We start from the raw sequence: 14,402 nt of genomic DNA, 5'->3' as shown, positions 1-14,402 counted from the left end.
GGAAGCCGCCGGCAGATGTCGTATCGATCAGGCCGTTCCTCAATCACGATTGATAATGGTTATCATTTTGTTCATGATGGCCATCCTGATTCGCTCATGGCTGATGATTCGACATGACAGTCCAATCGCTCGATCACTTCTTCCATCAGTATTCACGTGAGCTGACCGGCTACTTGTCGCGTCAATTGGACTGCCCCGACCTCGCCGCCGACTTGTGTCATGAGGTCTACCTGAAGCTGCGCCGCAGGGCTGAGCGAACGCCACTGCAAAATCCGCGCGCCTACCTGTTTCGTGTCACACGCAACCTGTTGATCGATTATCAGCGCCAATATAAGGCGCAGCCGCTTACTCTGGCCCTGGATGCGCCCGAGCTGCTGCTGGAGAGCTCTGCTTGCTGTCCCGAGGCGGCCACCAGCCACGCGCAACGCTGGGCAAGCCTGCAGCACGCCTTGATTCAACTCCCCGCTCGCCAACGTCAGGCACTGCTGTGGCATCGCCTCGACGGGCTCACCCAACGCGAGATCGGGCAGCGGCTGGACGTTTCCGAGCGTATGGCGGGACGCTACATTCAGCTGGCCCTGCAGCATTGCCGGGACCGCCTGACCGACACGTCATTTTGATAACGCCTGTGCATGGATTACGATTGCGCCCGATCATTTTTTATCGTGGGGCGGTTGTCTGCAGGGTTTGCCTGTTCTCAGGTCGGGAAACGAGTCAAGAACAAGCTGCACACGCCATTCGCCACCCAACCTCACCTGGCATGGACATCCGACTCGTACAAGGAAGCCACCATGATTGACGCTACCCGCCGGCTGACACCGGGACGGGTCTGTCTCGTACTGGGCTTGCTCACTCTGGGGCTGGCCTGGCTGACACTGAAGACGCAACTCGACATTGCCACCGCGTTCACCGCGCTGTTCGCTCCCGTACGCAGCGACATCGCCCAGGTAGTGGTGCATTTCAGTTGGTGGCCGCGTCTGTGCGTGGCGCTGCTTTCCGGCGGCGGCCTGGCGCTGGCCGGCGTCCTGATGCAGCAGGTACTGCGCAACCCTCTGGCCGCCCCGACCACGCTGGGCGTCGCCAGTGGCGCCAACCTGGGCCTGTTGGCAGCCACGCTGTTGGCCCCGGAACTGCTGAGCCTCGGCCGCGAGTGGGTCGCCATTGCAGGCGGCGGCTTGGCCATGGGACTGGTTTTCCTACTGGCCTGGCGACGCGCCTTGGCACCGGTGGTGGTGGTATTGGCGGGGTTGGTGGTCAATCTGTATTTCGGTGCGCTGAGTATGGCGCTGCTGCTCTTCCACCAGGAAGAGCTCAAGGGACTGCTGATCTGGGGCGCCGGCTCGCTATCACAGAACAATTGGGAAGGGGTCGCGTTTCTCTGGCCACGCCTGCTGGTGGGCCTGTTGCTGGCAACAGCCATGCTCAAGCCATTGGCGGTACTCGAGCTCGACGATGTCAACGCGCGCAGTCTTGGCGTCTCCCTCAAGCACCTGCGTCTGGCCAGCCTCGCCTTGGCGGTATTCATCACCGCTTGTGTGGTCAGCGTAGCCGGGGTGATCGGTTTTATCGGCCTTGCGGCGCCTGCCATCGTACGTCTGCTGGGCGCACGCCGGCTGGGGCAGCGGCTGGTGTGGGGGACGCTGCTGGGCGCCTTGCTGCTGGCATGTACCGATCTGGCCTTGCAGCGTTTTTCCGGTGCGTTGCCGACCATGATTCCCACCGGGGCCACGACCGCCGCGCTCGGCGCCCCGCTGTTGCTCTGGCTGATTCCGCGCCTCAGGCTGGGCAGCGCCCCTCCGGGTAATGTCGCCATGAGTCTCGCGCGCCGGCATGATGCGCCGCACCGCCTGCTCATTGCACTCGGCGTCGCTCTGCTGATGTCGGCAGCAATCGCGCTGCTGGTTGGCCAGAATGCCGGCGGCTGGCAGTGGCTGGTCGCCTCCGGCGACTGGGGCACTCTCGAATGGCGTTTGCCGCGCATGCTCGCCGCGGCGGGTGCCGGGATCATGCTGGCTCTGGCCGGCACGCTGATTCAGCGCATTACTTCCAATCCCATGGCCAGTCCCGAAGTACTGGGCATCAGTGGCGGCACTGCCATCGGCATGATCGGCGCAATCCTGCTGCTGCCGGCGGCCAGTCAGTTGGCCCTGATCGGCGTCGGCACGCTGTCGGCTCTGGTGACCCTGGGTCTTTTGATAGCGATCAACCGCCCCAGTGGTTACCTGCCCGAGCGGCTGCTGCTGACCGGGGTGGCGATCACCGCCCTGTTCGATGCCGTTCGCAGCTTCGTGCTCGCCGGTGGCGACCCGCGCGGCCAGCAGATCATTGCCTGGATGTCCGGCTCGACGTATTACGTCGACATGAACACTGCGATTGTCGTCATCGGCCTGGCACTGGTGATGGCTATGGCAGCGCTGCCTCTTGCGCGCTGGCTGGACCTGCTGCCGCTGGGCGCCCCGACAGCCCGAGCCTTGGGCGTCGACGTGACCCGTTCGCGGTTGGCGCTGCTGGGCCTGGTCGCCCTGCTGACCGCCTGTGCCACGCTGGTGGTGGGGCCGCTGAGTTTCGTCGGCCTGCTGGCACCGCACATGGCGCGTCTATTAGGGTTCTCCCGGGCCCGGCTGCACCTGCTGGGCGCAGTGCTGATGGGCGCCCTGCTGATGGTGCTCTCCGACTGGCTCGGCCGACAGCTGCTGTTTCCCCAGGAAGTGCCGGCGGGCCTGGTCGCCTCGCTGCTCGGCGGCGCCTATTTCATGTGGGGCCTGCGTCGCCTGTAGCAAGCGGTCTCGATGTGGCGAAGACCATCCTTTTTTTTGATAATTGTTCTTATTTTGATTAAGATTGCGGCCTGTACGGCCTTCCCGGTGGGGTTACCGCATGTTCGAAGTCAATGCCGCCAGCTTTGAAATCAATGGCAAGAAGCTGCTGCAGCCGATCAACGCTTCCTTTCTGGAAGGACGCGTCTATGGCTTGATCGGACACAACGGCTCGGGCAAGTCGACCCTGCTCAAGCTGCTCGCCCAGCAGCAGCCCGCCACTCAAGGTGAAGTCTGTCTCGATGGACGCCCTCTCGCCACGTGGGGCACACGTGAATTTGCCCGTCAGGTGGCCTACCTTCCGCAACATCTGCCCAGCGCGGAAAACCTGACGGGACGCGAGTTGGTCGCCTTCGGCCGTTACCCCTGGCACGGCCTGCTGGGACGCCTGACCCGTGAAGACCACGTCCAGATCGAGCGCGCCATCGCGCTGACCCATACTCAGGCCTTCGCCAACCGTTTCGTGGATACGCTTTCCGGCGGCGAGCGCCAGCGGGTATGGCTAGCCATGCTGTTGGCGCAGGGCAGTCGCTTCCTGTTACTCGACGAGCCGCTGGCGGCGCTGGATGTAGCGCATCAGGTAGAAGTTCTGGAGCTGGTGCGCAAACTATGCCGCGAGCTGGGACTCGGCGTGATCATCGTGCTGCATGACGTCAACATGGCGGCGCGTTACTGCGACCACCTCGTGGCCCTGCACAGCGGCCGTCTGCTCGCCGAAGGCTCGCCTGCAGACATGATGCGCGATGTCACCCTGGAAGCCATTTATGGCATTCCCATGCGTGTCATGCCGCACCCCGGCGGCGAACATCCCATCGCGATCCTTCACTGACGGGGAGGTTGCGTGACGTATCCTTGTGCCAACCGTAGGCTGGCGCGGCCCTCGCTGCGGCGCATGGCCGCTATCGCCGTCATGGCCTGCCTGGTATGCATGGCTCCGTCACTGCCCTCCTTCGCCAGCGATGCACAACGTGGCCGGCACAGCGTGCCGGTCGTGACCTTGGACTGGACGCTGGCCGAAACGCTGCTGGCGCTGGACGTCACGCCTTTGGGCGTTGCACAGACAATGGCCTACCGGGATTGGGTGGGTGAGCCGACCCTGCCGGAGAACGTGGTGGATATTGGCCTGCGCGCCCAGCCCAACCTCGAACTACTCGCCCAACTGGCTCCCAAACACATCCTGATCTCGCCGATGTTCGCCGCTCTGGCTCCGCGCCTGTCGCGCATCGCGCCCGTAAGCACCATCGGCCTCTATCTGGCCGAAGGCGATATCTGGACACAGGCATTAGCGGCGACTCGCGCAGTCGCACGCCTGGTCGACCGGCAGGCCGCCGCCGAGACGCTGATTGCCGAAGTCGAATCACATATCGGCCAAGCGGCAGCGCAGCTGCCGGCAGGAATCCCTCCACTACTCATCGTCCAGTTCATGGATGCCCGACATGTGCGGGTATTCGGCGATCACAGCCTCTACCAAGCGGTACTGCAACGACTGGGATTGTCCAATGCCTGGCAGGGAACGACCAATGCCTGGGGGTTCGCATTGGTCGGCCTGGAGCAACTGGCCGATATCAGGCCGGCACAAATGGTCGTTGTCGATCCTCTCCCAGTCGGTATCGAAGGCCGACTGGCAGAAAATGGCTTATGGCAGAACCTTCCCAGCGTACGTCAGCGCAACGTGATTCATCTTAAACCGGTATGGAGCTTTGGCGGCCTGCCCTCAGCACGCCGCTTTGCCGACCAGATCAGTGCAGCGTTTGATTCCCGCCTCGACAGCCAGCCAGACGACGCCTCCTCATGACACACTCGATAAATCCGCTTTATAAACTTAGGTTAGAAACCAATATGTAAATTATAAGCCTATTAATCTAGGTGATTGCTAACTTAAAAACTGCGCTAAAAAAGCCCGCCTTCTTTTCGTTACGCTAAAAAACATTACTGCAATACTGTTGCCGTCACCGTTCCGAACCCACCAGGTCAGGCTAGGAAGTTTTACCCGGGATTCGGTTACTTATCCGCGACAGCAATGAGCGTTGCGCCGTCTTGCGCCTGCGTTCCTCTACACGAGACATGACCAAGGATTGTTCGCTTCGTGGCAACCCCAGTGTTGCGCTATCGCTGAACATATTAGAGATTTCGAATGAAAACCTTGGTCGATTACGCCGTTACCAGCGAGTGGGATGGTGGCTATGTGCTGGAAGTGTTCATCACGAATTCCGGAACTCAATCCATTAATGATTTCAGGGCGGGCTTCGAGCTTTCCGGTGAAATTACCGATGTTTGGAACGGCCAGGTTACCCAACATAGCGCCAATGCTTACACCATCATGGATGATGATGACAGCAATGACATTGCGCCGGGTGAGACCGTTCGCTTCAAGTTCAAGGTGCTAAGTGAAAGCGGTGACCTGCCTACCGGCTTTACGGTCAACGATATACCTGCCGAATTGGCCTTTGCGGATAACGACGCAGGCCTGACGGCTGATGATGCCCCCACCTCATCCGCAGACGAAGTCGACTCCGCCTCTTCCGAGGCCGAATCCGCGGAAAGCGTGTTCGCTGAGATTGAACTTACCGGTGCCGACGGCAACACGGGCACCGTGCAGGTCGGGCCCGGCATTAGCGCCGCTGAACTCGAGACACTGTTGAGCAAGGTGCCAGCAGGCACAACCGTTCAGCTGACCGCCGGCAATTACCTCTTTGACGATTCAATCACTATCACGCGCTCGGACGTGGCCTTGGTCGGCGCCGGGTCGGACCGTACCACTATTACCTTTACCGACAAGGCACTCGATAATGACGATGCACATGGCATCTACGTCGAGGGAACCCAAACGGCATATGCCGGGCAGCTGGAAAGCGATGTCTCTGAGGGCGGCAATGTTCTGAATCTTGACGACAATCACGGCCTGAGTGTCGGCGATACGGTACGTCTCTGGCAGGACAACGATCAGGAGTATTTCGAGGCCATCGGCGACACATCCTGGCAGAAGGACAACGCGCCATTGCGCACCAGCATGGCCAAGGTGATCGCGGTTGACGGCGAGACCGTCACGCTCGACCGGGGTGTGCACTTCGATTTCGACGCCGGTGAAGCCAAGATTCAGCGCATGGACGCACTCGATAATGTCACGCTGCAGGGCTTCTCGGTCAAATTCGAACTAGGCACCCCCGACAACGCCGATTTCAGCAACCAGCTTTCCAAGCTGAGCGATTATCATGCCGTGGAGTTCAACGGTACGGTCGATGGCGTGATCTCCGACGTGCAGGTGATCAATGGCCCATCGGTGGCCTTCGAGATCGCCCTGTCCCTGGACTTCGAGGGTGACGCCCTACAGGCGCATGGCGCCTTCAACAAAGGCTCCGGCGGCAACGGTTATGCCTATGAACTGCGCGAAATGTATGACGGCACCCTGACGCATCTGGAAGATTCCGGCATGCGTCACAGCGTGCTGTTCGCCTCCTGGCGCTCTTCGGTGGGCAATGACGTTCACGTCACCTCGACTGATCGCGACATCAATTTCCATGGCGGCCAGGACCACGGCAATATCGTGCATGTCGAACAATCCCTCCGCGATGCTGCTGCCGATGGCATGTCCACCACCCTCTGGTACAACAATGGCGGTGAAAGCTTCGGCGCTATCACCGAGGCCGGCGCCAATCAGATTACGTTCGCTTATGTCATCGGCTCACGCCGTGACGACACGGTGCAAGGCTCCGATGATGGCGTCTATCTCGACGGCGCTGGCGGCAACGATACACTGCTCGGCGGCCGCGGTGACGATATCCTGCGTGGCGGCACCGGTAAGGACATTCTTCAGGGCGGTGCGGGTTTCGATACGGCATTGATGGAAAAGGCGCTCGACGCCTTCTCCATCGGCTATCTCAATGATGGCAGCGTCTATCTGAAGGGCAGCGGCGACAACGACACGCTGATTGATATGGAACGAGTGATCTTTGCCGACGGCAAGATCCTGGACCTCGCCAGCGGAGACGTGACCCTGGGCGACGAACCGATTACCCCGGCGCCCGAGGCAAGCCTGAACGAGGATGCCACTGTCAGCGCTCCCGATCAGGACGTTGACGCAAGTGAGCCCGAGCCGCCGATGCCTGCGGATGAGCCGGTCACCTCGATCATCCTGCAACCCGCCGTCGGCGTGGAAAGCCCCGCGATCGAGCCTGGCGCCGCGATTTCGGCATCGGCCGTCGTCGAAGTCCTGGGTCGCTCCTCTTCGGGCTACTCCCTTGCCTTGGAGATCACCAACAATTCGGATCAGGTGCTCACGGAGCAGACTATTCACTTCAACCTGCCACAGGCCGAGATCATCAAGTGGTACGGCGCTACGCTGCTGAATCACACCGACGACGTCTACACCATTGTCGACGACAATCCTGTAGACCTGAAACCCGGCCAGACCATGAGATTGGGGTTCAAGGCTTCAGGTGCGGAAACCTACCTGCCCGACACGCTGAACCTGAACGGTACCGAGATCACGGTGGATACCACTGCCCTGATCGCAGGCGAAGATGCCGATCTCAGTCTGCTCGATGCGTTCAACCAGGCTCCGCAACTATCCGACATGCTCTCGGTCACCAGCAATGTCACCAGTTCCTGGTCATCGGGCTACGTCACGGAAGTCTTCGTCGAAAACATCTCGGACGTGACCATTAGTCACCCGACTCTCGACTTCGCGCTGCCGGGAGCCATCGACACGCTCTGGAACGGCGAGTATGAGCAGATCGATGGAGGTTTCTCGGTGTCGGCCAGCAACAGCGGAACGATACTCGAACCGGGCGAGACTTGGAGATTTTCCTACAAGGTCTACGAAGAGCACCAACCGCTGCCCGTCATGACCTCTATCGACGGGGAGATCGAGGCCGGTTTCGAGATGATCAAGAGCGGAGCGATCGGCGCGAATGATCACGACATTCTGATCGGCACCGCCGAGGCTGACAGCATATATGCAGGGCTGGGCAGCAACTCCCTTACGGGAGGCGCCGGCGCCGATACCTTCATCTATCTATCGACCTTCGAGTCCAGCCCGCTCGAGCCCGACGTGATTCTGGACTTCAGCCGTCCGCAAGGCGACAAGATCGACCTTTCAGGCATTGATGCCAACCTTGGCATTGAAGCAAACCAAGCATTCACCTGGCTGGGTGAGGCAGGCTTCACCGGCAAGGGCGGGGAAATTCGTGTTGTCGAAGATACCTTGCGGGCCGACGTCAATGGAGACGGGATTACCGATATGGCGATTACCGTGGTGGGTACGACGCTTCAGGCTGAGGATCTCATTCTATAACCACAAACATAAAGCTCTTCGACGCCAGGCCCTAAAGGCCTGGCGTTTTTATTTATCGCTAATACTTTTTAATTATGAACTCTGTACTTTAATACTTACACCGCACGCTCTCTCCCCCAAAAAACAACCGCGCCATTTAATCTAAATAAATCGTATAAACCATACTGAAATAACATTTATGAGTTGGTATACATAAACAAAATTAATTCAAACAGCAGGCTTCGAGAGTTACCTGAAAAAACATCAGAAAACAGAAATTACGTAACTTGCCAGCTTCCGCCACGAACCAAGACAACAGACTAATAAAAAATAGCCAATAAAATCATTACCTTTCATTTACGCGCACCTGCGAAAGTCACTCAAAAAGCAAAGTCTTTTGAGTAGCTTTTTGTACAAAAATCATTACTCAAATAGCGCTCACTGTTAACAGGGGGGCTCATCCCCCCGGCCGAGCGTGAACAACGAGACATCACATTAGACCGAACTTGCCTAGAGCAACGGCTAATTAACAACCAGATGAAAGCAAGGGGTCATGGCATGGCTAATTCACCTGTAGGCATCTACCAAGCAGAAGATGCCGAACTTACTGCCGGTGCCGAGTCGACGGACTCGAACCATATCCAGATAAACAATAACCAGGCCGGTTATGAGGGCGACGGATTCGTCGACTATGGCAACGGTATCGATGGCGGCGAAACCATTACCTGGACCCTCGGGTCCGACCAGACAGGTGAATTTGACCTGGCTTTCCGCTATGCCCTGTCTACGGGCAGCCGCCCATTGCTGCTGGCTGTCAATGGCGGTGATCCCATCCCTCTCGACTTTACTGCGACGGGCAGTGCCAGTACCTGGGGAACCCTGGTCCAGCGTGTCACCTTGAGCGAGAGTGAGGAGAATGTCATTACGCTGACCTCATTCGAGAATAGCGGCGCCAACATCGACCAGCTCGAAGTGCTCGCCGTCGCAGAGCCGGACGACGACTCCGCCTTCACCACGCCCGTCGGCGTTTATCAGGCGGAAGATGCCGAACTTACTGCCGGTGCCGAGTCGACGGACTCGAACCATATCCAGGTAAACAATAACCAGGCCGGTTATGAGGGCGACGGGTTCGTCGACTACGGCAACGGTATCGATGGCGGCGAAACCATTACCTGGACGATTGGCTCCGATCAGACCGGCGAATTCGATCTGGCCTTCCGTTATGCGCTGACTACCGGCACCCGCCCACTTCTGCTATCCGTCAATGGCGAAGAGCCCATTACTCTCGATTTCGCTGCAACCGGCAGCGCGACCACCTGGGGCACCCTGACCCAGCGCGTCGCTCTGGCCGGGGGACAGGAGAATGTCATTACGCTGACCTCGTTCGAGAACAGCGGCGCCAATATCGATCAGCTCGAGGTGCTGGCCGTCGCAGAGGCCGATGGTTCTGCGGATGAAGACAATAACCTGGCTCTCATCGCACTCGACAGCACGATTGAGGGTGAGGAAGCCCAGGCGGTCCCCTTCCAAGTAACGGGGCTGGACGACGACATCGAAACCGTCGAAATCAGCTTCAATGACGGTGCTCGCCGGGCAATCAGTCTCAATACCGAGGACCGGTTTGCCATCGATCTTTCAAGCCTTGCCGACGGGGATGTCACGGCGACTCTCTTCGTCACGGATAATGCAGGAAACCAGGCGACTGCGGCAACGGCCTTTACACTCGATACAGAGCCAGACGACTCCTCCTATACGTCGCCTGTCGGCATCTATCAGGCGGAAGACGCGGCACTCGCGACCGGCACCGAATCGACAACTTCAAACTACATTCGCGTAAACGATAGCCAGGCGGGCTATGAGGGTGAGGGTTACGTCGACTATGGCAATGGTGTCGACCGCGGCGAGACCATCACCTGGACAGTTGGCTCCGATCAGACCGGCGAATTCGACCTGGCCTTCCGTTATGCGCTCACCACCGGTACCCGGCCACTGCTGCTGAATATCAATGGTGGCGAAACCGTCACGCTGGATTTCTCAGCGACCGGTAGCGCGACCACCTGGGACACCCTGACCCAGCGCGTCACTCTGGCCGGGGGACAGGAGAACATCATCACGCTGACCTCGTTCGAGAACAGCGGCGCCAACATCGATCAGCTGGAAATACTGCCTATTTCTTCGGCAGAAGACACTACGGCAGACAAGAACGGGGACCTCGGGCTCGACGTGCTCGATGCCACGATCGATACCACCGAAATCGCCGCAGTCCCGTTTCACATCTCCGGCCTGGATGCTGATATCAAGACCATCGCGGTCAGCTTCGATGATGGCGAAACACGCCTCGACGTGACACCCGATACCCGGGGCGATTTTACCCTTGATCTCACCGGGTACGGGCAAGGCAACCATACCGCCACCCTCTATGTGACCGACGAAGCCGGCAATGAGGCAACCACTACCACGAGCGTGACCATCGAGAGCGAGGAAGCCGACCCGGGAGTCGAGCCGGCCAACCGCTTCGAGGTGAAGATCAACTTCCAGCCGGCGATTGATTCTGCAGCCTACAACCCGAATTTCGTCACCCCCGAAGGTTATATTGCCGATGAAGGCTTGGCCTTCGGGCAGCAGTCCGTCACTGTCGACGGCAAAGCCTATCAGTACGGCTGGGTTAGCGAAGATTCCATCGCCGATGGCACGGCTAACGGCACGACACCGCTAGCATTAAAGGACCAGGCGGATCTCGCCGTCAACGATCGCACCGATGATATCGAAGGCCTGGACCCGCTGCAGGGCACCTACGCTCATTTCGCCCTGCCGAGCTATGCGGAAAATGCCGGCTGGGAGATGGAACTGGAAAACGGCTTCTATGAGGTGACCCTCTCGATCGGTGATACCTCTGGCGCTTATGACAGCCACTATGTCGTCAATGCCGAAGGCGAACTGTTCAATGCCCCCTTCACTCCGTTCCGGCCAGACGATTTTCCCGCTGACAGCAACCCTGCCGACGATACCGAGGGCTTCCGTTCCAATCTCGTGACACGCATTGTCGAGGTCACCGATGGCCGACTGACCCTCGACTCGATAGGGGCCGGTAGCAGCAACACTGAAATTCAGTATCTCGAAATCAGGGGATTGCCCGATCTGACGCCTGATGATGAGCGTAGTGCCCCCGAGGATTATGCCTATTTCACCGATCCGCGCGCCGTCTCCGGGGTCGGTGCCAATGAGATTGCAATCGATCTTGATCCTGACAATGGTTCCATGCCGACGGGGGTAGGCCCCGACTCGGATATCTTCATTGGAGTCTCGGTCGTTGACGGACGTGGCGGCACATTGCTGGAGAGCCTGCAGGACGGATCCGTGCGCCTTTTTGAAACCGTGACGGGTAAAGAAGTGGCCTTCAACATCAATACCACCGGCGGCTTCGACTCCCTGACCATCTCACCGAAAGACGGTCTCAAGGAATTCACCAGTTACACGATAAAGATCGAAGGTTTCCAGGATCGCGGCGATAACGACAACCCCGACGCCCCGACCCGCGAATTTCAGACATTCACCACCACTTTCGTGACCGGCGACGCTCCCGAAAGCGTTGCCCGCGAAGTGGCATTCACCAAGAATGTCGAACTGGACGGATCAGCGGACGATGCCTACGGCTTCACATCCGTCGAGCTGTCGCCCGATGGATCGAAACTCTATATCGCCACCATGGCGGGGGAGATCAAGCGATACGATGTGGACCCAGACACCGGGAGCCTCTCCGGTGAGCAGACCTTGACGCTCGATTATTTCCAGGACGCGGATGGGCCACGTGGCATCATCGGCCTGACATTCGATCCCAATGACCCCAATACATTATGGGTAACGGATAACTATCCCATCCCCCTCTCCGGACGCAGCGAAAGCGTGCCCGATTTCAGCGGCCGTATCACCAAGATCACGCTCGGTGATGGCCCTGAGTTCGCCGCCACGGCTGAACCCTATATTACCGGACTGCCCCGTTCCGTGGCTGATCACGTGACCAACAGCCTCGAGTTTCGAGTCAATCCCGAGTATGACGCCGTCAACAATCCTGATGTCCCGACGCATCTTCTCTATGTCATACAAGGATCGGATTCCGCCATGGGCGAGCCGGACAGCGCCTGGGGAAGCCGGCCTGAACGCCTTCTCAATGCCGCCGTCCTGGAGATCGATCCTACACGTACCCCTCCCGAGGGTGGCTTCGACGTCACAACAGAGCCGCTCCCGGACAACGGGCGACGCTACGCCGATGACGATAACGATCTCAAGAACGGCCCCATTCCCATGGAGGATGGAGAATATCTGGTTTTCGCCGAGAACGGCACCGCTACGGTGCAAAGCGATGATGGCGACATACTGGAGCAGTTTTACAACCCCTACGCCGACGATGCGGTGCTCAAGATTTTCGCCACCGGCATACGCAATGGTTACGATCTCGTCTGGCATTCCAATGGCCAACTCTACGTGCCCACCAATGGTTCGGCAGCCGGGGGCAGTGTGCCGGATGACCCCTCGACGTTAGTGGATGAAAGCCAGGATAACGTCTCCAAGCAGGACGACTATCTCTTTACAGTGGAAGAAGGCGGATATTACGGTCACCCCAATCCGCTGCATGATCAATACGTCATGAATGGCGGCAACCCGACCAGCGCAGAGGATGTCAATCAGGTCGATGACTACCCCGTCGGCCAGGAGCCGGACCCCAATTACCGTATAGAAGATGCCTACTCGCTCGGGGAGAACCGTTCTCCCAACGGAGCGACGGAATATACCAGTGACGTTTTCGGCTCGAGCCTGCAACACAACCTGCTCTTTACCGAGTATTCAGGCGGGGACGACATACGCTCGATCACGCTGGACGAAGACGGCAATATCATTGGCGACGATGTACTACGCGATATCAATGGCAATGTCATTCGCTACGTGGACTCGCTGGACATCATAGAGAATCCCGCTACCGGTCAGCTCTATCTGCTGACGCTCAATCGCAACAACGGGCAAAGCCAGTTGATTCGCCTCGACCCGGCACCTGGCGGTGTTATCACTGACCCGACGGGAGGAGATGAAGATGGCCGCGTCTCAATCCTGACGATTCAGGCGGAAGACAACACGCCCGACGACGGCACCTCGGTGGCCATCGCCGATGCCGACATCGAGATCCGCAACGAGAGCAATCCGGAAAGCAGCGGTCTGCGGCCCGGGGCCTATGGTCTCGACGGCAATACCAACAACAGTGACGGTGTCATGGGCGGGTACGCCGATTTCGGCTCGACCAACGACGATTTCATTACCTTCACGTTCGAGCTGACCGAAGCCCAGGCCGGCGAGTCCGTTCTTCAGGTCCGCTACGCCAATGGCGGGGCAACAAGCCGCCCGCTCGAAGCGGTGATCAATCAGGAAAGCGCAGGCACGTTCGCCTTCAACCCACCGGCCGGAGTCACGGGAGACGCCGCCTGGAGCACTTGGCAACTGATCGACATTCCTGCCGATCTGGTCGCTGGCGTCAACACGGTGACGTTCCAGGCGACATCGGGCACCGGCCCCAACATCGACCAGTTGGAGATATTGCAGGTGCCTCAGGATAACGAGCCCGGTGATGGGGATGGTGAGCAAGACGGCCTCACTTCCATTCTGACCCTCCAGGCGGAAGACAACACGCCCGACGACGGCACCTCGGTCACCATCGCCGATGCTGACATCGAGATCCGCAACGAGAGCAACCCGGAAAGCAGCGGTCTACGGCCCGGGGCCTATGGTCTCGATGGCAACACTAATGACAGCGACGGCGTCATGGGGGGATATGCCGATTTTGGCTCGACCAATGACGACTTCATTACCTTCACGTTCGAGCTTACCGAAGCGCAAGCCGGCGCGGCTATCCTTCAGGTTCGCTATGCCAACGGCGGCTCAGCGGATCGACCGCTCGAGGCACTTGTCAATCAAACGAGTGTGGGCACGTTTGCCTTCAGCCCGCCGGCGGGCGCCACAGGCGAAGCTGCCTGGAACACATGGCAGCTCGTCGATATCCCGGCCGATCTCGTCGCAGGAACCAACACGGTAACTTTCCAAGCCATTGCGGGTACTGGCCCCAACATCGATCAGCTCGAGATCTTCGCCGCCGAGGCGTCCGACGACTCGGCGGATACCGATAACAATCTGGCGCTGGCCGCGCTCGACACCGTCCTCGAGGGTGATGAAGCCGAGACCGCCACGTTCCAGGTCAGCGGGCTGGACGACGACATCGAAACGCTGGAAGTCAGCTTCAACGACGGCGAGCGCATCACCGTCGTGCCGGA

At 59.1% G+C, this 14,402-nt stretch carries 6 protein-coding genes; all 6 read left to right on the top strand.

Annotation, left to right across the window (positions count from 1 at the left end; translation table 11 throughout):
• The first annotated feature begins 113 nt into the window (after positions 1–113).
• The gene (locus ACW4DH_RS15725) at positions 114–620 is read left to right on the top strand and encodes an RNA polymerase sigma factor (RefSeq protein WP_459637353.1); all 507 of its coding nucleotides are present in this window, start codon (positions 114–116) and stop codon (positions 618–620) included.
• Positions 621–791: 171 nt separating this feature from the next.
• On the top strand, positions 792–2,777 hold the full coding sequence (gene fhuB, locus ACW4DH_RS15720) for a Fe(3+)-hydroxamate ABC transporter permease FhuB (RefSeq protein WP_459637352.1): 1,986 nt from the start codon (positions 792–794) through the stop codon (positions 2,775–2,777).
• Between the two features lie 100 nt (positions 2,778–2,877).
• A complete protein-coding gene (locus ACW4DH_RS15715) occupies positions 2,878–3,645 on the top strand; it encodes an ATP-binding cassette domain-containing protein (RefSeq protein WP_459637351.1) in 768 nt (255 codons plus the stop codon).
• Positions 3,646–3,657: 12 nt separating this feature from the next.
• Positions 3,658–4,611 (top strand): ABC transporter substrate-binding protein, encoded by a 954-nt coding sequence (locus ACW4DH_RS15710; RefSeq protein ID WP_459637350.1) that lies wholly within the window; start codon positions 3,658–3,660, stop codon positions 4,609–4,611.
• A 339-nt stretch (positions 4,612–4,950) separates the two neighbouring features.
• Positions 4,951–8,109, top strand: coding sequence for a cellulose binding domain-containing protein (locus ACW4DH_RS15705; RefSeq protein WP_459637349.1), 3,159 nt, complete (start codon positions 4,951–4,953; stop codon positions 8,107–8,109).
• 537 nt (positions 8,110–8,646) lie between these two features.
• Positions 8,647–14,402, top strand: a 5,756-nt coding sequence (locus ACW4DH_RS15700; protein ID WP_459637348.1) for an Ig-like domain-containing protein, incomplete at its 3' end; no start/stop codon positions are given.

The organism is Halomonas sp. WWR20 (assembly GCF_054602495.1).
This window is presented reverse-complemented; position numbering and strand designations above follow the sequence as displayed.